General features: G+C 54.8%; 20 protein-coding genes. 14 read left to right on the top strand and 6 right to left on the bottom strand.

Annotated features, from left to right (window positions below; translation table 11 throughout):
- Positions 1 to 329: 329 nt before the first annotated feature.
- Positions 330 to 743 carry a DNA methyltransferase gene (locus AB3U87_RS00415; RefSeq protein ID WP_394148060.1) on the top strand — a complete coding sequence of 138 codons (414 nt, stop codon included), beginning with the start codon at positions 330 to 332 and terminating at the stop codon, positions 741 to 743.
- A gap of 27 nt (positions 744 to 770) precedes the next feature.
- Positions 771 to 911, top strand: coding sequence for an antiterminator Q family protein (locus AB3U87_RS00410; protein WP_394148204.1), 141 nt, complete (start codon positions 771 to 773; stop codon positions 909 to 911).
- A gap of 439 nt (positions 912 to 1,350) precedes the next feature.
- Here AB3U87_RS00410 and AB3U87_RS00405 read toward each other — a convergent pair whose 3' ends face one another.
- From AB3U87_RS00405 to sapA, 3 genes are all read right to left on the bottom strand, one after another.
- Entirely contained in the window at positions 1,351 to 2,343 is a 993-nt protein-coding gene (locus AB3U87_RS00405; RefSeq protein WP_301251656.1) for a hypothetical protein, read from the bottom strand.
- 1,369 nt (positions 2,344 to 3,712) lie between these two features.
- Positions 3,713 to 4,678: a putrescine export ABC transporter permease SapB gene (gene sapB / locus AB3U87_RS00400; RefSeq protein WP_125287685.1), complete on the bottom strand. Its 966-nt coding sequence runs from the start codon at positions 4,676 to 4,678 to the stop codon at positions 3,713 to 3,715.
- Positions 4,675 to 6,297, bottom strand: a complete 1,623-nt coding sequence (sapA, locus tag AB3U87_RS00395; protein ID WP_301251662.1) for an ABC transporter substrate-binding protein SapA — start codon at positions 6,295 to 6,297, stop codon at positions 4,675 to 4,677. Before sapA ends, sapB begins: the two co-directional genes overlap by 4 nt.
- Positions 6,298 to 6,758: 461 nt before the next feature.
- Between sapA and AB3U87_RS00390 the strand changes: the two genes are divergently transcribed.
- Positions 6,759 to 7,280, top strand: a complete 522-nt coding sequence (locus AB3U87_RS00390) for an O-acetyl-ADP-ribose deacetylase (RefSeq protein WP_253453888.1) — start codon at positions 6,759 to 6,761, stop codon at positions 7,278 to 7,280.
- Between the two features lie 6 nt (positions 7,281 to 7,286).
- Here the strand turns inward: AB3U87_RS00390 and pspF are convergent, their stop codons facing one another.
- Positions 7,287 to 8,279, bottom strand: coding sequence for a phage shock protein operon transcriptional activator (gene pspF / locus AB3U87_RS00385; protein WP_301729487.1), 993 nt, complete (start codon positions 8,277 to 8,279; stop codon positions 7,287 to 7,289).
- Between the two features lie 154 nt (positions 8,280 to 8,433).
- On the opposite strand from pspF, the gene pspA reads away from it, so the two are divergent.
- The 8 genes from pspA to AB3U87_RS00345 all read left to right on the top strand — a co-directional run bounded on the left by pspA (position 8,434) and on the right by AB3U87_RS00345 (position 14,865).
- Entirely contained in the window at positions 8,434 to 9,099 is a 666-nt protein-coding gene (gene pspA, locus AB3U87_RS00380; RefSeq protein ID WP_253453892.1) for a phage shock protein PspA, read from the top strand.
- 54 nt (positions 9,100 to 9,153) lie between these two features.
- Positions 9,154 to 9,381 carry an envelope stress response membrane protein PspB gene (pspB, locus tag AB3U87_RS00375; RefSeq protein ID WP_253453894.1) on the top strand — a complete coding sequence of 76 codons (228 nt, stop codon included), beginning with the start codon at positions 9,154 to 9,156 and terminating at the stop codon, positions 9,379 to 9,381.
- The gene (pspC, locus tag AB3U87_RS00370) at positions 9,378 to 9,719 is read left to right on the top strand and encodes an envelope stress response membrane protein PspC (RefSeq protein ID WP_253453896.1); all 342 of its coding nucleotides are present in this window, start codon (positions 9,378 to 9,380) and stop codon (positions 9,717 to 9,719) included. The genes pspB and pspC overlap by 4 nt, the downstream gene beginning before the upstream one ends.
- Before the next feature lie 16 nt (positions 9,720 to 9,735).
- The gene (gene pspD / locus AB3U87_RS00365; protein WP_253453899.1) at positions 9,736 to 9,960 is read left to right on the top strand and encodes a phage shock protein PspD; all 225 of its coding nucleotides are present in this window, start codon (positions 9,736 to 9,738) and stop codon (positions 9,958 to 9,960) included.
- A gap of 49 nt (positions 9,961 to 10,009) precedes the next feature.
- A complete protein-coding gene (locus tag AB3U87_RS00360) occupies positions 10,010 to 11,407 on the top strand; it encodes a YcjX family GTP-binding protein (RefSeq protein WP_301729488.1) in 1,398 nt (465 codons plus the stop codon).
- A complete protein-coding gene (locus AB3U87_RS00355; protein WP_394148056.1) occupies positions 11,404 to 12,441 on the top strand; it encodes a TIGR01620 family protein in 1,038 nt (345 codons plus the stop codon). The genes AB3U87_RS00360 and AB3U87_RS00355 overlap by 4 nt, the downstream gene beginning before the upstream one ends.
- A 91-nt stretch (positions 12,442 to 12,532) precedes the next feature.
- Complete coding sequence (gene tyrR / locus AB3U87_RS00350; RefSeq protein ID WP_394148055.1) at positions 12,533 to 14,101, top strand: transcriptional regulator TyrR; 1,569 nt, start codon at positions 12,533 to 12,535, stop codon at positions 14,099 to 14,101.
- Between the two features lie 56 nt (positions 14,102 to 14,157).
- On the top strand, positions 14,158 to 14,865 hold the full coding sequence (locus AB3U87_RS00345) for a LuxR family transcriptional regulator (RefSeq protein ID WP_301251668.1): 708 nt from the start codon (positions 14,158 to 14,160) through the stop codon (positions 14,863 to 14,865).
- A gap of 33 nt (positions 14,866 to 14,898) precedes the next feature.
- Here AB3U87_RS00345 and tpx read toward each other — a convergent pair whose 3' ends face one another.
- Entirely contained in the window at positions 14,899 to 15,402 is a 504-nt protein-coding gene (tpx, locus tag AB3U87_RS00340) for a thiol peroxidase (protein ID WP_253453915.1), read from the bottom strand.
- Between the two features lie 158 nt (positions 15,403 to 15,560).
- Here tpx and ycjG point away from each other — a divergent pair, with 158 nt between their 5' ends.
- The gene (gene ycjG / locus AB3U87_RS00335) at positions 15,561 to 16,541 is read left to right on the top strand and encodes an L-Ala-D/L-Glu epimerase (RefSeq protein ID WP_253453917.1); all 981 of its coding nucleotides are present in this window, start codon (positions 15,561 to 15,563) and stop codon (positions 16,539 to 16,541) included.
- Here ycjG and mpaA read toward each other — a convergent pair.
- A complete protein-coding gene (gene mpaA, locus AB3U87_RS00330; protein WP_125287670.1) occupies positions 16,521 to 17,228 on the bottom strand; it encodes a murein tripeptide amidase MpaA in 708 nt (235 codons plus the stop codon). The two genes, ycjG and mpaA, sit on opposite strands and share 21 nt — an antisense overlap.
- A gap of 166 nt (positions 17,229 to 17,394) precedes the next feature.
- Between mpaA and AB3U87_RS00325 the strand changes: the two genes are divergently transcribed.
- Both AB3U87_RS00325 and AB3U87_RS00320 read left to right on the top strand, forming a co-directional pair.
- Positions 17,395 to 19,014 carry a peptide ABC transporter substrate-binding protein gene (locus AB3U87_RS00325; protein ID WP_394148052.1) on the top strand — a complete coding sequence of 540 codons (1,620 nt, stop codon included), beginning with the start codon at positions 17,395 to 17,397 and terminating at the stop codon, positions 19,012 to 19,014.
- 151 nt (positions 19,015 to 19,165) lie between these two features.
- Positions 19,166 to 19,495, top strand: a complete 330-nt coding sequence (locus tag AB3U87_RS00320; protein WP_253453922.1) for a hypothetical protein — start codon at positions 19,166 to 19,168, stop codon at positions 19,493 to 19,495.
- The last annotated feature ends 108 nt before the right edge of the window (positions 19,496 to 19,603 follow it).

The raw sequence follows: 19,603 nt of genomic DNA, 5'->3' as shown, positions 1-19,603 counted from the left end.
GCTTTAAAGTGAGGCTGATTCACTTGGTTTACCTACAATCCAGGATTTTGTGCCTACTAAAGCGTATCTGAGATGGCTTACACACAGTGCTTATTAACGATCTGGCTGACAAAATCACCTGGAAAACGCCGTGATAAGGTTGAGTTCACGGCAGATTCGCCAGGCCTCAATGTCCGACTTTCAACTACCGGAACTGTTACCTTTTTTACCGTCATTGTCGGGAGGGCAAGCCCGTACAGCTTAGCATAGGCGAGTATTCTTCTGTATCTCTGTCACAGGCAAGGGAGCGGTGGCGGCAACTTTGAACCTGGTACATAGCGCTAAGATCCTTGGCATCAGGTAAAGCTGGAAAGGCTGAAAAATATGGATGCCCTTACAGTGAAAAAGGCTTACGGTTATTGGGGGGTAACCGTAAGCCACAAGGATTAACATGTTTCATACGCCAGAATTCACAAGCCGTTCTTACTGCAATATCAGGTTCGGTTGCTACTTCATCCGGATGGTTAACAAATGTTCAGCTTATAAACGCTGACTCACAGCAATTCATTAAAAATCTTCCAGATAACCCTGTCGATCTCATTATCACCGATCCGCCGTACTACCGCCTGAAGGCGTACGATTGGGAGAGCGAGTCGGAATACCTGGCGTGGCTGGATGAGTTCCTGAATGAATTTTGGCGAGTCCTGAGACCCGCCGTTACCCAACCGAGAGCAATACGAGCAGCTGCAGCGCTTGTTTGCTGACAGGGCGGCAGGTATGGGTAAGCCTGTATCAAAGACATTTCAAAGCGGGCGCTGGGCAAAAAGCTGAAGCTGTCAAAGGGCACAATGCTGATAAGGTTTCAAAGGGCTGAGGAGTGCATAGACGGATGCCTGTCTATGCAGGATGTAGAACTGGAGATGGGCGGTTGATTTAATGGAGGAAACAGCCCACTATGTGGGCTCTTAGAGTTGCGTAATAACCATTTTTAATAAACTCATTACAACAAAAGTTGCATACAAAAACAGTGCTGAAATCGAAAGGTAATAATAAGTATCGAGCCACTTTATGAGGTTTAGATCAATGCCTCTCAAAAACCTGGAAATAGTGATTTTTTCTTTGGGTTGAAAAATTATTCCCTTTCCTTTCTTTAGCCTTGAAAAAAAATAAGACATGCCAAAAGAGCCAAAAAAACCCATTGATCCGTAGAATTTATACAGTGGGGGTAGTTCGAATTTGCTGTCTTGATACATGGATAACAAAGTATTGTATTTTTTGTTATTCATTGAAAAAATAATAAATTGCAGAACGGTAATAAAGAAAGGGACGATGGCGCATCCAAGGGCGATGTAAGAAAGAATATTGTTCATGCTATTTTAACCAAAGATCCATAAGACGATCGCTTGCCGAACTTGCAATAGCCCCGCCGACTAATGAACCTACAGCGGCGCAAGCTACACCTCCGGCGCCCGCGGTGACAACGCCTACTGCAACGCAAACGCCGATACCGGCAGATGCGCCCAGAGTACCTCCAGTCATACCAGCAAATGTACCGCTGGTAAATTTACTGTATTTTTTAAAAGCTATTTTACTACATTCACCTTCACGCCCTTTAGTACAGGCATCAACCACATCATTAGTGGTTCCGGCAAAGGAGAATCCAATACCTATATAGCCGCCATATTTAAGGAATTTTGCCGCTCTGGCCGCATTACCAACATAGTAAGAATAACCCGGAATACCACTCATACCCACAGTTGACCATTCATGCACAATTGAACGGCTGGAGAGATTCAAAGCCCGCTTCATATTTTCATACTGCCGGAATTTCACGGTATGTCGGGCAAGGGATTTTAATAGCGGCTTGTTGACCAGCTCCTTTAACTGATTCAGCAACTGATTACGCTCGACAAAAAACTGCTGGCTGATTAGCGTTCCCTGCGTCCTGAACTGATTCTGGTAACTGGCCTCGATTTTTTTCAGCGTTTGCTCTATTTGAGAAAAATATTTTTCTCCCGCATCGCCAACCGTGCCGAAAATTTTATCACCGGCATAGGTCAGACCTGCAATCATACCATAGTGTTTTTGCATGAATTTTGCCTCTTCAACACTGACGGCCGCAACAGCGTCACTGGTCTTTTGCCGCGCCTGTTGCAAAGGCTGCAACATCTGATTAGTCAAAGGAGATTCCGGGTCGGCTACAATCAAAATCTGACCAGGTTTCAACCATTGAGTACCGGCGTTTAGCTTCATAAACAGGCTTGCTGCCGGAGAGCGGACATTTCTGAACAATTCACGCGCCTGAAAATCAAGATTTCCAGGCCTCTCAACTACACAATATCCAGGGGTGACATTACGTGCCATGCTTCCTTGCTCCCTCTAAGTGATTGCTACAGGCGTGGCAACGCCATCGCCTTTGAAAAATCTGTAGGTAATATAAGTAATTCTACTGCGTTACGCAAAAGGTGTTACAGCCTGCCAGAAGTGGTTAATACGGCATGTGTTGTTAATCATCAAAAGCTGGCTTTGGCATTTTTTTGCTTTTAGCCCTGTGGCAGACGTGCCGGGATACGCTTGCGCATTAATTCTTGGTCGGTTTAATATATGATGGCGGGCAGTTTTTTTTGTTATCATTTGATTTTCTTTGGAAATATCCTTTTGCAGTTTTAATATTGTTGTTAACTTATTTTATTGAAATATGCATGAACAACAAATAACTAATTGAAATATTTGAAGAATACCTGACCTGAGAGTAGATTTATTGGTGCTTTTTTAAGTACTAAAGGGCAAAAATATATGTTGTTTAAAAAACGATTTATAATGACTATCGTTTTATTTTTTTGCAAAAAAGCGGCAGCAGACGACCGTTGCTGGCCTGCCTGGCGCTGGATGAGTGTCATTATCGTATCAACTATGGTGCGTGATAAAACAGTTCCTACAGTCGCCACAGGCAAGTTGCTTACGTCGCATGAATTTCGTAACGCTACGCGGATAATAGCCCCTGGTAACAGCACGCGGTTTGCTAAGGATCGGGAGAATGCCGAATAAACATGTAGCCAAAGTCGCCGATATCAACGCCAGGCGGCGACTCTGGAGCCAGGCCAGTAAAAGCGGGATTACTTAACTAGTTTAATGGAACACTTGCATAATAGATTTTATCAACACCCGCTATTTCTTTAATTGATCTGTTATGTATTCAACAGGCCATTTGATGAATGCGAAAATTATATAAGTTATAAAGTTTAATCCTGGAAAAGCCAGCATCACTCCCATTTTCCAGTCAAAGCCAGCTTTTCTGGCAATTTTAAATGAAGGTATTGCCAGTAAGGAATATACCACCAGCATTATTAGCAAGCTTATTGGTGAGCCTTGATGTGCCTCTTGTATTTTATTATCTCCATGTAATTGTAGAAATCCTTAAATAACTGACAGGTGGTAATTTTATAACTATCAGAAGATTAAATAATGTCAAATACCTCCATGCCACTCACGCTACCCGTCCAGCACTGCACTATGCCGCGCCAGCTCGTGCGTAACGGCAAAAAAGCCGATAGCCGACGATAGATTATAACGCCCTACGTTGCACCGCACACAGTTAATTTAGGTGCGTTAACTAAAGGTAAAACACACTTTCATTAATGTGTACATGAAAGCATGTTTTTAAGGGCTTTAAATGCAGTGAAATTTAATATCTCATTGAATTGAAAGCCTAAAGTTTTAATAAACCAACGCCCTATCGGAGGGCATACCATTCCTTATGCTTCAGCGGCGTTGTCAGCGCGCCCAGAATATCGGCCAGCACGTTCACAGTAATCACCAGGCCGCCAACCATCATTACGCCTGCGGAGATCGCCGCGTAGTCCTGCTGCCTGATGGCGTCCACCAGCCAGCGTCCCAGACCTGGCCAGCTGAACACCACTTCAGTGATCATCGCCAGCGTCAGCATGGTAGAAAATTGCAGTCCCAGGCGAGGCACAACTGGCGGTAGCGCATTATGCAGCACGTGACGGCGGATAATGGTCAGTCGTGAAAGACCGCGAGTGGCGGCGGCTTTAATATAGTTTTGCTCCATCACTTCGCGCGTGCTGATACGCAACAGACGCACCACTTCCGTAGTAGGCGCTACGGCCAACGCTGTTACCGGCAATATCAGGTGCAGCAGCACGCTTTTCAACATCTCGTGCCGCCAGGGCGAATCGCTCAGCCAGGCGTCAATCAGCGCAAAACCGGTGATGTTTTTCATGGGATAAAGCAGATCGACGCGGCCAGAAACCGGCAGCCAGCCCAGATCCAGCGAGAAAAACAGCGTCAGCAGCAGCGCCAGCCAGAACACGGGCATTGAAAAGCCCAGCAGCGCCAGCGCGCTGATCGCTTTATCCTGCCAGCGGTTGCGCATCACGCCGGCGGCAATGCCGAACGGGATGCCAACGGCCATCGCCAGCACGAAAGCAAGAATGCACAGCTCAAGCGTAGCGGGGAAGACTTCTAACAGCTGCAGGGAAACCGGCTCGCCGTTAATGCTGGATACGCCGAAGTCAAACTGCATCAGCCCCTGATACCAGAACAGGATTGCATCACTAAACGAAGCGCCCTGTAGCGGCGCGTGGGGCGTAAAGTAACTCAGGCTGAAACCGACCACCGTCAGCAGAAACAGCGTCACCAGCCACAGCACCAGCCTTCTCAGCGTATAGATAATCATGGCTTCGTCCTTGGGTCGCGATAAACGCCGGCAAAAGAGGCATTGCCGAACGGGCTGAGCACCAGGCCGTGAATATCATGGCGATAGGCCTGAAGCCGCAGCGAGTAGGCCAGCGGCAGCACCGGCAGCGACTGCGCCAGCATAGCCTGCGCCTTGCCGTAGTACTCGATGCGCGACGCCAGCTGCTGCGAAAGCAGTGCTTTTTGTAGCGTCTCGTCAAAAGCGGCGTCACACCAGTGCGCAAAATTGGTCTGCGAGCCGATAGCGGCGCAGCTTAACAGCGGGCGGAAAAAGCTGTCGGGATCGTTACTGTCGGTAGCCCAGCCCGTTAGCGTCAGATCGTGATTCATCTCCATCAGGCGCGCTTCCTGAAAGCGTCCCTCGACGGGCACAATTTTGACCGTAACGCCAACCTGCGCCAGATCGGCCTGGATCAGCTCGGCGGTTTTCAGCGGGCTGGGGTTCCAGGCCTGCGAGGTGGCCGGTACCCACAGCGTCAGCTGGAGATCTTCCACGCCCAGCGCCTTAAGCATCTCACGTGATTTTTGCGGATTGTATTCGGTGACGCGCGCGTTGTTATCATAAGCCCAGGAAGCACGTGGCAAAATAGAAGCCGCTGTTTCCGCCGTGCCGTAGTAAACGGACTCCATCAGCCGCTCATTGTTAATTGCCAGCGCCAGCGCCTGACGCACCTCGGCGCGATCCAGCGGCGCTTTGCGCGTGTTAAACGCCAGATAGGCGATATTCATACCGGGCCGCAGCGTCAGCCGCAGGCGCGGATCGTCGCGCAGCACTGAAATCTGGCTGGCGGCAGGATAGGCCAGCACGTCGCATTCGCCGGTCAGGAGTTTGGAAAGGCGTCCGGTGCCGCCCGCGCCCATATCAATCACCACCATCGGCATGCGCGGCATGCCTTTCCAGTAATTAGCATGGCGGGCGAGGCGGATATACTGGCCGGTGCGGTATTCGCTAAGCTTAAACGGCCCGGTGCCGACAGGCTGGCGATCCAGCTGCTCCTGCCGATCGACTTTACTCAACTGCGCGGCATATTCCGCAGAAAGCACCGGCGCATAGTGGGTAGCCAGGTGCCACAAAAAGGAAGCGTCCGGCGCGTTCAGCCGGATCTCGACCGTGTCGCTGCTCAGCTTTTTCACGCTGGCGACGCTGTCGGCGAACTGCAGGCTGTCGAAATAGGGATAACTGCCGCCGTTAACGCCATGCCAGGCGGATTTGCGGTCGAAAATACGCTGAAAGCTGAACACCACGTCGTCCGCGTTCATAGGTCGGCCAGGGGTGAACCATGCCGTTTTCTGAAAAGGCACGTTGTGCCGCAGATGAAAGCGGTAGGTCGCGCCGTTATCCAGCGTCTCCCAGCTTGCCGCCAGTTCCGGGATCAGACGATAGGTGTAGGGGTCGACATCCAGCAGGCGATCGTAAAGCTGCGCAGCCAGCGTATCAACCACCAGCCCGCCGCTGACCAGCTGCGGATTAAAGGTGGTCGCCGCGCCGTTCACGCAATAGACAAAACCGCTCTGACGGATGTCTTCCGGCGGAGCGGCGGCAACCATAGCGCTGAACAGGCTAAGGCCGACAAGAAAAGTGCAGAGTAGTTTGCGCATAGGTCATCTGAAATATCAGGCAATCCTCACAGTGTACCGCACTCTTGGTGCTCCCCCAAAGTTTGCGGGGACAACTGACGTTTTTTCATACGCGGGCCGTTGTGTGCTTTGGGGTTGATGCCCCTTTGTTATTGATAAAAGGTCGCGAAGCGTTGGTCAAAAACGTCAGGCGTTTTCTGGCAGCGAGCAAGGTCAGGTTGGCGAAATACGCCCGATCTTAGTGTGGTAATGAGAATTATTCTCAATAAATACTTTACAGCTATGTATGAGAATGATTATTATTCTTCTGCGCTTCAACGGTGGCTCTACCGGAGAAGGGCACGACATTGCTCACATTGCTTCCAGTATTTTTAGCCCGCCCTGCGCGGGCTTTTTTTTGCGCATTTTGCGGCGGTCTACGATCGTGCCGCGGTGAAAGAGAGGCCACGGCCGACTATACTGGTAGCTAAAAGGAGGCGCTTATGTCTGATAAAATCAAATTATTACAGGGTGATATCACGCAAATTCCCGTCGAGGCGATGGTCAACGCGGCTAACTCGTCGCTGCTGGGCGGCGGCGGCGTGGATGGCGCAATACATCGCGCCGGGGGAAAATCGATTCTGGAAGAGTGCAGGGCGATCCGCGCGCGACAGGGCGGCTGTAAAGAAGGCGATGCCGTAATAACGGGAGCGGGCAACCTGCCTGCCCGTTACGTTATCCATACCGTAGGGCCGGTGTGGAACGGCGGGCAAAACGGCGAGCCTGACCTATTACGTAGCGCTTATCACCGCTGCTTCGACCTGATTGACGAGCATAAGATCAAATCCGTTTCATTTCCTAATATCAGCACCGGCATCTATCGTTTCCCCAAAACGCTGGCGGCAGAAATTGCCTTTGAAGCGATCTCCGCCAGGCTGCACGAGGCGGTAGAACAGGTCAATATCGTCTGCTTTGAGCAGGAGAGTTACGCTATCTGGCACAATTTGCTCCAGCAGCGCGGCTAAAATTGCCTATAGCTCGCCGTCTTCAGCGCCGATTTCCACGTTGTGCTTTTTCATCATTGCGCGTAGCTGGTGATAGGTGACACCCAGCAAATCCGCCGCGCGGCGCTGGTTGTAGAGCGCCTGCTTTAAACTCTTTTGCAGCAGATCCCTTTCCTGCTGATGCTGCCAGCGGCGGAGATCCAGCGGCAGCGCGGGCAGCCGCTCTGCCGCTGGCGCTGTGGGGGCGGCGTACAGGCGCTGGAAAGGATTGATAATAATGGTATCCAGTTCCTGATCCGTTTCGCTGTGACGATAGACTGACCTTTCCACCACGTTTTTTAGTTCCCGCACGTTACCCGGCCAGCCATAGTCCAGCAGAGCCTGCCGCGCCCCCGGCGAGAAGCCGGGGAAGAAAGCCAGGCCCAGCTCCCGACACATCTGAATAGCAAAATGCTCCGCCATCACCAGGATATCGCTACGACGCTCGCGCAGCGGCGGCAGCTGCACCACGTCAAAAGCAAGCCTGTCCAACAGATCGGCACGGAATTTTCCCTCTTCGGCCAGCTGCGGCAAATCGGCGTTGGTGGCGCAGACCAGCCGCACGCTGACCTGCAAAGGCTGACTGCCGCCGACGCGTTCCAGCTGCCCATATTCAATCACCCGCAGCAGTTTCTCCTGTACCAGCATCGGCGCCGTCGCCAGCTCGTCCAGAAACAGCGTACCGCCGTCGGCGCGCTCGAACCGACCCAGATGACGCTTCTGCGCGCCGGTAAACGCGCCGGCTTCGTGGCCGAAAAGCTCGGAATCCAGCAGATTCTCGTTCAGCGCCGCACAGTTTAATGAAATAAAAGGGCCCTGCCAGCGCTCGGAAAGATAGTGCAGCCGGCTGGCGATCAGCTCTTTGCCGGTACCGCGCTCGCCGATAACCAGCACCGGCTTATTCAGCGGTGCCAGACGTGAAACCTGCTCCAGCACCTCCAGAAAGTTATTCGACTCGCCAAGCAGGGTTTCTTTTTCCATTTTTTTCACCAGGTATTGGTTAATTACGCCACTTTAGAGAAACAAGGCGCGGCTGTAAACCGGCGTAATTAAGGAAAATCAATAAGATAAAAGTTGGCACGCGATTTGAATAGTAATACCCGTAACGCCAAAACAATTTAAGAGGATGAAGATTATGGGTATTTTTTCTCGCTTTGCCGACATCGTGAACGCCAACATTAATTCGCTGCTGGAAAAAGCAGAGGATCCGCAAAAGCTGGTGCGCCTGATGATTCAGGAAATGGAAGATACGCTGGTGGAAGTGCGTTCCACTTCGGCCCGCGCGCTGGCAGAGAAAAAGCAGCTGCAGCGCCGCATTGAACAGGCGGAGATCCAGCAGGCCGAGTGGCAGGAGAAAGCGGAGCTGGCGCTGCGTAAAGATAAAGACGACCTGGCCCGCGCCGCGCTGATTGAGAAACAAAGACTGAACGATCTGACCGCCTCGCTGACGCGCGAAGCCGAACAGGTTGAAGAAACGCTGACCCGTATGAAGGGCGAAATCGGCGAGCTGGAGAAAAAGCTGAGCGAAACGCGCGCTCGTCAGCAGGCGTTGACGCTGCGTCATCAGGCCGCTTCTTCTTCCCGCGACGTGCGTCGCCAGCTGGACAGCGGTAAAATTGACGAGGCGATGGCTCGTTTTGAATCCTTTGAGCGCCGCATCGACCATATGGAAGCCGAGGCGGAAAGCCACAGCTTTGGCAAAAAGAAAACGCTGGATCAGGAATTCGCCGATCTTCAGGCCGACGATGCCATCTCTGAGCAGCTGGCGGCGCTGAAGGCAAAAATGAACCGTAGCGAATAATCTTTGCCGGTGGCATTCCCCGGAATGCCCGGCATATCAATTCAAGGAGAATGAATGAGCGCGTTATTTCTGGCGATCCCGCTGACGATATTTATGCTGTTTGTGGCCCCCATCTGGCTATGGCTGCACTACAGCAAGCGTCAAAACAGTGATGCCACACTGTCGCAAGGCGAGCTACAAAGGCTGCAGCAGCTGACTCAGGATGCCCGCAGGATGCGCGAACGTATCAAGGCGCTGGAGGAGATCCTCGACGCCGAGCACCCTAACTGGAGGCAGCCATGAGCAGCAGGAAACTTTACCGCATTCCCGCGCGCGGCAAGGTAAAAGGCGTCTGCGCCGGGATTGCCGACTATCTGGATATCCCGGTACGGCTGGTGCGGGTTATCGTCGTGCTGTCGATGATCTTTGGTCTGTTTATGCTCACGCTGATCGCCTATTTTCTGCTGGCCTTTGTGCTGGACGAGAAGCCGCAAAGCGCGGAGGAAAACGCCCCGACGGCACACATGCTTTTAGACCAGCTGGAGGCGGAGCTGCGCGGCGGTGAGCCAGGCGTACGCGATATAGAACGCTACGTCACTTCTGAAACCTTTAGCGTGCGCAGCCGATTCCGTCAGCTGTAGGCGCCCGGAGAACACCATGCGTAACTGGCAATCTGCTTTACACCGCAACGCCGCGCCCACGCTGAAAAAGGCCGGTAAGTTCGTGCTGCTGGGCGCGTTAAGCTACGGCCCGGCTGGCCTGACCGGCTGGGCGGTGAAATCCGTCGCGCGTCGGCCGCTGAAAATATTGTTAGCCTGGGCGCTGGAGCCGCTTATCCGCCGCGCGCTGCGGGGCGCAACGGCGCGCTGGAACAAACCCTGAACGTCGCGGCTATGCTATTCTGAGCCGTCGGCCTTAAGGATATGGACCAATGAAACGACTTCAGACAGAACTGCTTTCATTAATGAATCGGGGCGCAGATCGTCATTTGCGCCTCGCCGTCACCGGCCTGAGCCGCAGCGGCAAAACGGCTTTTATCACCTCGCTGGTCAATCAATTGCTTAACGTCAACGCCGACGCGCGTCTGCCGATGTTTTCCGCTGCGCGAGAAGGCCGCCTGCTGGGCGTTAAGCGCGTGCCACAGCGCGATATGGGTATTCAGCGCTTTACCTATGATGAAGGCCTGGCGCAGCTGTATGGCGAGCCACCCGCCTGGCCGACGCCGACGCGCGGGGTCAGCGAAATGCGTCTGGCGCTGCGCTATCGCTCGCAGGAATCTTTGCTGCGCCATTTTAAAGATGCCTCCACGCTTTATCTTGAAATTGTCGACTACCCCGGCGAATGGCTGCTGGATCTGCCCATGCTGGCGCAGGACTATCCTGGCTGGTCGCGACAGATGACGGGTCTGTTGAATGGCGATCGCGCCAGCTGGTCAGCGCCATGGCGCAAGCTTTGCGCCGATCTGGATCCGTTTGCGCCTGCGGATGAAAACCGGCTGGCGGCAATCGCGGCGGCGTGGACAGACTACCTGCATAAGTGTAAACGGGAAGGGCTGCACTTTATCCAGCCTGGCCGCTTTGTGCTGCCGGGCGATATGGCCGGCGCGCCAGCCTTACAGTTTTTCCCCTGGCCGCAGGCGGAAGAAGCGGACGCCTCCAGGCTGGCGCAGGCGGATGCCAACAGTAATATCGGGATGCTACGCGCGCGCTATAACTACTATTGCCAGCACGTGGTTAAAGACTTCTACAAAAACCACTTCCTGCGCTTTGACCGCCAAATCGTGCTGGTGGACTGTTTGCAGCCGCTTAACAGCGGGCCACAGGCGTTTAACGATATGCGGCTGGCGCTGACGCAGCTGATGCAAAGCTTTTCCTACGGCCAGCGCACGCTGTTCCGCCGCCTTTTCTCACCGGTAATCGATAAGCTCCTGTTTGCCGCTACCAAATCCGATCACGTTACCAGCGATCAGCACGCCAACCTGGTGTCACTGTTGCAGCAGCTGGTACAGGATGCATGGCAGAATGCTGCTTTTGAGGGTATCGATATGGAGTGCCTGGGCCTGGCGTCGGTGCAGGCTACGCAAAGCGGGCTTGTCGATCATCAGGGCGAAAAGATACCGGCGCTGCGCGGTCACCGGCTGACCGACAACGAACCGCTAACCGTCTATCCGGGCGAGGTGCCGCCGCGCCTGCCGGGCAACGTATTCTGGCAGCAGCAGGGGTTTCATTTTGAACAGTTCAGGCCGCAGCAGCTGGATGCAGACAGGCCTTTGCCGCATATCCGTCTGGACGCGGCGCTGGAATTTTTACTGGGAGATAAACTGCGATGAACGCACCGCTTAAACCGCGTATCGACTTTGCGCAGCCGCTGACCGCGGAAAAAGATGCCGCTATAAAATCCGCCAGACATTTTACCCCGCAGGAGGCGAGCTTTATCGCTGCGGAGCCGGAAGCGCATGTGGAAGAGGAAGACGCGGGCGAAAAGGCGGTCGAGGCGGCGCTGCGGCCTAAACGTAGCCTGTGGCGCACGCTGGTAAAAACCGGTCTGGCGCTGTTTGGCCTGAGCGTCGTGGCGCAGGGTGTGCAGTGGACTTATCAGGCCTGGCAGGCGCAGGACTGGATCGCCCTGGGAGGCTGCGCGGCGGGCGGACTGATCGTCGTGGCCGGCGCCGGTTCCCTGGTAGGCGAGTGGCGACGGCTTTACCGGCTGCGCGAGCGGGCCGAAGAGCGAGATATCGGCCGCGAGCTGTTAAACAGCCAGAGCATGGGCAAAGGGCGCGAATTTTGTGAAAGGCTGGCGCGCCAGGCCGGGCTGGATCGCACTAACCCGGCGCTGCAACGCTGGCATGCCTCGCTGCACGAAACGCATAACGATCGCGAAGTCGTGGCGCTCTATGCACAGATAGTGCAGCCGATGCTGGATAGCCAGGCGCGACGCGAAATCGGCCGCAGCGCCGCCGAGTCAACGCTGATGATCGCCGTCAGCCCGCTGGCGCTGGTGGATATGGCGTTTATCGCCTGGCGCAACCTGCGGCTGGTTAACCGCATCGCCGCGCTGTACGGCATCGAGCTGGGCTATTTCAGCCGCATTCGTCTGTTCCGGCTGGTGCTGTTAAACATTGCGTTCGCTGGCGCTTCCGAGCTGGTGCGGGAAGTGGGTATGGACTGGATGTCGCAGGACATTGCCGCGCGCTTCTCCGCTCGCGCCGCGCAGGGCATCGGCGCAGGCCTGCTCACCGCGCGGCTGGGCATCAAGACGATGGAGCTATGCCGTCCGCTGCCCTGGCTGGAAGGCGTCAAGCCGAGGCTGGGCGATTTCCGCCGCGACCTGGTGGTGAAATTGAAAGAGACGTTGCAGAAGTAGGCAACTGTCAACTTTTCCTTCCAGAACGCTTCTGACCCCTGCGGCAATGGGGTATTATTAATGTCCGCCCGGAATTGATAAAGGTTTATACATGCGTCTGGAAGTCTTTTGCCACGACCGACTTGGTCTGACCCGCGAACTGCTCGATCTGCTGGTTGAAAGGAACATCGACCTGCGCGGCATCGAGATTGCCTCAATCGGCCGCATCTATCTTAACTTTTCAGCTGTGCCCTTCGAGCAGTTCAGCCAGCTGATGGCGGAAATCCGTCGTATTCCCAGCGTCACCGACGTGCGCACGGTGGCGTTTTTGCCGTCCGAACGCGAGCATCGGGCGCTGAGCGCGCTGCTGATTGCGCTGCCGGAGCCGGTGTTTTCCATCGATATGAAAAGCAAAATTGAGCTGGCGAACCCGGCAGCTCAGGCGCTGTTTTCGCTTAATGAAGAGAAAATGCGTAACTACGGCGCAGGCGCGCTGATTGGCGGCTTTAATTTTCAGCGCTGGCTGGAAAACGAGCGCATTGAGCCGCAGGCGCATCATGTGGTATTGCAGGGCCGCGACTTTCTGATGGAAATCACGCCTATTTTTACCGCAGGCGAGTACGAACAGGCAGACCGGCCAGCTGGCGCGGTAGTTATGCTTAAATCCACCGCCCGAATGGGCCAACAGCTACAGAACCTGGCGGTTAACGACGACAGCGAGTTCCAGCATATCGTGGCGGTTACGCCAAAAATGCGTCAGGTCGTGGACCAGGCGCGCAAGCTGGCGATGCTGGATGCGCCGCTGCTGATTGTAGGCGATACCGGCACCGGCAAAGATATGCTGGCACGCGCCTGCCATCTGCGCAGCGCGCGCGGTAAAAAACCTTTCCTGGCGCTGAACTGCGCCTCGCTGCCGGACGACGTGGCGGAAAGCGAGCTGTTTGGTCATGCCGCCGGCGCCTATCCCAACGCGCTGGAAGGCAAAAAGGGCTTTTTTGAGCAGGCCAACGGCGGATCGGTGCTGCTGGACGAGATAGGCGAGATGTCGCCAAGAATGCAAACCAAGCTGCTGCGTTTTCTTAACGACGGCACTTTCCGCCGCGTAGGCGAAGAGCATGAAGTGCACGTAGACGTGCGGGTAATCTGCGCCACGCAGAAAAACCTGACGGAAATGGTGCAGCGCGGCGAGTTTCGCGAAGATCTCTTTTATCGACTGAACGTGCTGACGCTGAACCTGCCGCCGCTGCGCGATCGCCCTCAGGATATTTTGCCGCTGACGGAAATGTTTGTTGCGCGTTTCGCCGACGAGCAGGGCGTCGCCAGACCCAAGCTTTCTCCTCAGCTTAATGCCTTCCTTAGCCGCTATACCTGGCCCGGCAACGTCCGCCAGCTGAAAAACGCGCTTTATCGGGCGCTGACCCAGCTGGAAGGTTATGAGCTGCGGCCGCAGGATATCGTTCTGCCGGAGTTTTCGATGGATATTCAGCTTGGCGAAGAGGCAATGGAAGGATCGCTGGACGACATCACCAGCCGCTTCGAGCGTTCGGTGCTGACCAAACTTTATCTCTCTTATCCCAGCACGCGCAAGCTGGCGAAACGGCTTGGCGTCTCGCATACCGCTATCGCCAACAAGCTGAGGGAATATGGGCTGAGTAAAAAAGCGGACAGCGAAGGGAAATAGCAAAAAAGCAGAGCGCTGGCTCTGCTTTTTACTCACAGACAGGGAAGGATATGCTGATGGAGAGTAACGACCCTATTCGTACCGTTATCGAAAATGAAATTGCAGCAGAATTAAAAAAGATTGGCGATTTCACCTGGGCTTACGTGGTCATGGAAAAAAAGAGCATGTTGCTCTCTTTCTATGCCACAACTTACCCTGAAGAGTGGGTGAAACACTATTATGAAAATAATTTGCAATGCACCGATCCGGTCGTCATTACCGCCTTAAAACGACTGACGCCATTTGCATGGAATGAGCAAATCAGGGTGGAAAATTATCATCACGGCAGCGATCTGCTGGCCAAAGCGGCGCAGCACACTATCAGCGGAGGCTATACCTTCGTTCTTCATGATTACAATAATAATCTGGCGATGCTTTCGCTACTTATTAATAAAGACGTATCCGAAGACATTCTCCATCTGGTTCAGTTTCACCAGAGCCAGCTGAATTTATTTTTGGCTGCCGTACACGAAAAATATCTTTCCCTGGCTTTATCGTCTCAGAGCGAGCCAGCGTCAGCCACGCTTTTCACCACAAGAGAAAATGCGATCCTTTACTGGGCGAGCGTGGGTAAGACCTATGAGGAAACCGGATTAATACTGGGCATCAAAACTACCACGGTTAAATTTCATATGGCGAATATAGTGAAAAAGCTGGGTGTGAATAATGCCAGGCAGGCAGTTTGTTTGGGCGTGGAGCTTAAGCTGGTAAAGCCGGTGCAGTAATAAAAGAGGCCGGTCGGTGACCGGCCCGGCGAATTACTTCAGCACGGCCAGCGCGGCGTCATAATCCGGCTCGGTGGCGATTTCATCGACCAGCTGGCTATGCAGCACCTTATCCTGCTCGTCCAGCACGACGACGGCACGCGCCGTCAGTCCTCTTAGCGCGCCGTCGTTAAGCGCCACGCCATACTCTTCTTTAAACGTCTCACCACGCAGGGTGGAAAGCGTAACCACGTTATTCAGGCCTTCCGCGCCGCAAAAACGCGACTGGGCAAATGGCAGATCGGAAGAAATGCACAGCACTACCGTGTTTTCTACCTTTCCGGCAAGCTCATTAAATTTACGCACCGAGGCGGCGCAAACGCCGGTATCCACGCTCGGGAAAATATTCAGCACCTTGCGCTTGCCCGCATAGTGCGAGAGCGAAACATCAGAAAAATCTTTAGCTACCAGCGTAAATGGTTTCGCGGTCTGGCCCGGCGTCGGCAGCTCGCCTGCCACGGCGACCGGATTGCCCTGAAAATGTACGGTCTGAGTCATAACTTTTCCTTATTAACGCGGTAAACGAATGTCTGAGTGTAAGCTATGGGGCTAAACTCCAACAGCGCTAAACACAACATTTCCCGCTTTATTGTCAAAATCCCCGTGGAATGGCTATGGTGTGGAAAGAATCATTGCTCTGCCAAAAGGAACCTTTAATGAGAAGTGTCAAAGTCTGGCCGGAAACCTGGCCGTTGCGCGCGCCTTTTGTTATCGCACGCGGCGGCCGCAACGAAGCGGACGTGCTGGTGGTGGAACTGGAGGAAGAGGGGATCGTCGGCACCGGCGAAGCCACGCCCTATGCGCGCTATGGTGAAACGGCGGCTTCAGTGCAGGCGCAAATCACGGCGCTGACCAAAGATCTGGAGCAGGGCATGACGCGTGAGCAGCTACAGCAGGCGTTACCCGCTGGCGCGGCGCGTAATGCTATCGACTCCGCGCTGTGGGATCTGGAAACCCGCAGGGCAAACAGCGATCTGTGGCGGATGACTCATGTTGTGCGTCCCGATGTGGTGGAAATGGCTCAGACCATCAGTATCGACTCGCCGGAAGTCATGGCCAGCGGCGCGCTGGCGCTGTGGCAGAACGGCGCGAAGGTGTTGAAAATCAAAATGGACAACGCGCTGATCACGGAAAGGCTGGTGGCTATCCGCACCGCCGTGCCGGACGCCACGCTGATCGTCGATGCCAATGAGTCCTGGCACAGCGAAGGCCTGGCGGCGCGCTGTCAGCTGCTGGCGGATCTGGGCGTGGTGATGCTTGAGCAGCCCTTACCGGCGGCGGACGATGCGCTGCTGGCCAACTTTATCCATCCGCTGCCGATCTGCGCCGATGAAAGCTGCCACACCCGCGAAAGCCTGCCTCAGCTGGCGGGACGTTATGAAATGATTAACATCAAGCTGGATAAAACGGGCGGGCTGACCGAGGCGCTGGCGCTGGCCGCCGCCGCCAAAACGGCCGGGCTGGAGGTGATGCTGGGCTGTATGCTTTGCACCTCCAGAGCCATTCGCGCCGCGCTGCCGCTGGCCGGCACGGCCCGTTTTGTCGATCTGGACGGGCCTACCTGGCTGGCGCAGGACGTGACCGCCTTGCCGTTCCGCTGCGGCAGAATCGCGCTTTCAGAAAGTCTTACTCAGTAGCTCGACCAGCGCGGTCAGATATTTTTCGCTGGCCTCGTCTGCCGAAACGGGCGGCAGCTCGGCGGTGATCACCGGCAGCCCCAAATCGGCGCACCAGCTGCCGAACGAGCCTGGCGTGGCGTAGCCGACAGACGTGACCAGCGGCAGCCCCATCTTTTCGGCCAGCCAGCGGCCCGCCTCGCTGTCGAGCGGATCCTCAATACAGGCCAGCGGCTCGTGAAAACTCACTACCCAGGCGGGTTTAAGCTGGTGGATCAGCGCACAAAGCGCCTGCGTTTCCGGTTCTGATCCGGCGCTTTCCCCTGTGGAAAGCGTCACGTCCCGTTCATTCGCCGCGCTATTCCAGCGATAAACTGTCTCGCCCGGCTGCCAGTTAGCCGCAGGAAAATTACGGTTCAAATCCACGCCGCGCGCGTTTGCCCGTAGGCCAAGCTGGCAGCCGTCGGGATTAACCGCCAGCACCACGTGATGGCGACGATGCCTTTCGTGCAGCGTGCGCATGGCGCAGGAAAGGGTGATCACCGCCGCCGTTTCGTCGCCGTGTGTCCCGGCCAGGATCAGCCCGCTGGCATCATCCGCATTCGGCGCGGGAAACCAGAGCAGGGGGGCGCCCAGCACGCTGCTGCCATAGCGCAGGCGATCGGCCTCCAGCTTGCCGCGCCGGGGCCGTGGATGATTCTGAGGCATAGTGACTCCAGAGGATTTGTCTAAAAGCTTTTTATAGCAGACTCGGCGTGCTGAAAGGAGGATGTTTTCCGTGTTGTGAACTGACGAGCCGGAAAATGCTGTAATTATCACAATCAGTTGCGCTAAAGTTCCCTCTAAATTCCGTTGCCCTGACTGAGGTATCCTGATGAGGAACGCTTTTCGTTTTACGCTGACGCTGCTGGCCCTGAGCGTCAGCGCTTCTCTCTGCGCCGCAGAGGTGCCGGCCGGCACCGAACTGGCCGCCCGCCAGGAAATCGTTCGGCATATCAAAGACGAACCCGCCTCGCTCGATCCCGCTAAGGCGGTAGGGCTGCCGGAAATCCAGGTTATCCGCGATCTCTTTGAAGGATTGACCAATCAAAACGCGCAGGGCGAAAGCGTGCCGGGCGTGGCGATCCAGTGGCAAACCACCGACAATAAAACCTGGATTTTCACGCTGCGTAAGGATGCCCGCTGGTCGAATGGCGATCCCGTGACCGCCAGCGATTTTGTTTACAGCTGGCGGCGGCTGGTCGACCCGAAAACCGCCTCCACCTTCGCCTGGTTTGCCGATCTGGCCGGGATCGCTAACGCCGCCGCTATCACCAAAGGCGAGATGACGCCCGATAAGCTGGGGGTTAGCGCGCTGGACGACCATCGGCTGAAAGTGACGCTGGACAAGCCCGTGCCTTACTTCGTCAGCCTGACCGCTAACTTCAGCCTCTATCCGGTACCGCAAAAAGTAGTGGAGCAGCAGGGCTCTGCCTGGACGCAGCCCGACAGGCTGACAGGCAACGGCGCCTATAAATTGCAGGAAAGGGTGGTAAATGAAAAGCTGGTGCTGGTGCGCAACGATCGCTATTGGGATAACGCGCATAGCGTCATTAATAAAGTGACTTTCGTGCCCATCAACGAGGAGTCAAGCGCGACCAAACGCTATCGCGCGGGTGATATCGATATTACCGAATCTTTTCCTAAAAACATGTATGGCCTGCTGAAAAAGCAGATCCCTGACGAGGTGTATACGCCGGATCAGCTGGGCACTTATTACTACGCTTTTAACACGCAGAAAGGGCCGACGGCGGATGTGCGCGTGCGCAAAGCGCTTTCGTGGAGTATCGATCGCCGTATTATTGCGGAAAAAGTGCTGGGCACCGGCGAGAAACCCGCCTGGCATTTTACGCCGGACGTTACCAACGGCTTTAAGCCGCAGCCGGGCTTCCTGCAGCAGCATTCTCAGGCAGAGCTGGACGCTCAGGCTAAAACGCTGCTGGCGGCGGCGGGCTATGGGCCGACGCACCCGCTCAGCCTGACGCTGCTGTATAACAGCTCTGAAAACAATCAGAAGGTCGCCATCGCCGTCGCGTCTATGTGGAAGAAAAACCTGGGCGTTAACGTGAAGCTACAGAATCAGGAGTGGAAAACCTATATCGACAGCCGTAACAGCGGCAGTTTCGATGTGATCCGCGCTTCCTGGGTAGGCGACTATAATGAGCCTTCCTCTTTCCTGAGTCTGCTGACCGCCAGCCACAGCGGCAATATTTCGCGCTTTAAAGATACGGCCTATGACGACTTGCTGACCAAAGCGAGCCGGGAAACCAATGCCGGGATCCGTAATGAGAATTACAATCGGGCGGAACAAATCCTCGCGGATCGGGTGCCCATCGCGCCTCTTTATCAACTCTCTAACGGCCGCCTGATCAAGCCCTGGGTCAAAGGTTATCCGATAACGAATCCGGAGGATGTGGCGTACAGCCGGATGCTTTATATCGTTAAGCATAACTAAGTACGCGCCGGAGCAGCTGTCGCTCCGGCCATAGCAGGCGGCCTCTTCGCTAACGCTCAATAAACCAGCTAATCGTGCAGGTGCTTTACGCATCGTTATCGGATTGACGAGAGATAATAACGGACAGTGACTCCCCGTTATCAGGTGCTTTATGACTAAAATCGTTACGCTGCTTTCTTTACTAGTGCTGCTATCCGGCTGCGCGTTGAAACACTATCCTTCTTCACCCTCGGTGAGTGAAGTACAAAAAACGACTCTGGACTGCCCGGCAGTGCAAAAGGAAATTGCCAGCCAGCAGCAGGTACAGCAGCAGATTGATAAAACCGGCGAGTTCAGCGGGCTTACCGTACTGGGTTTTATCGGTGACTTCGGCATTGGCAACGGCGTGGCGAAAAGCCTGGCGCAGAAACATGCTGACCAGCGGATGATCCAGTTGAAACAACTGGAAAAAACCAAATGTTCCGCCACGCTGCCGGGCTGAAAAACGCGATTTACGAGAGATCTCACAGTTTCATCACGCAGCGCTTGAGCTACACCCGCAATGATCTATGGTAGCGGCTGGATTGCTACTGCTTCGCTGCAGGCAAAA

It is taken from the genome of Erwinia plantamica, assembly GCF_043420595.1.
Classification (GTDB): Bacteria; Pseudomonadota; Gammaproteobacteria; order Enterobacterales; family Enterobacteriaceae; genus Erwinia; species Erwinia aeris.
The sequence above is the reverse complement of the archived record's forward strand: the minus strand, read 5'-3'. Positions and strand labels throughout refer to the sequence as shown.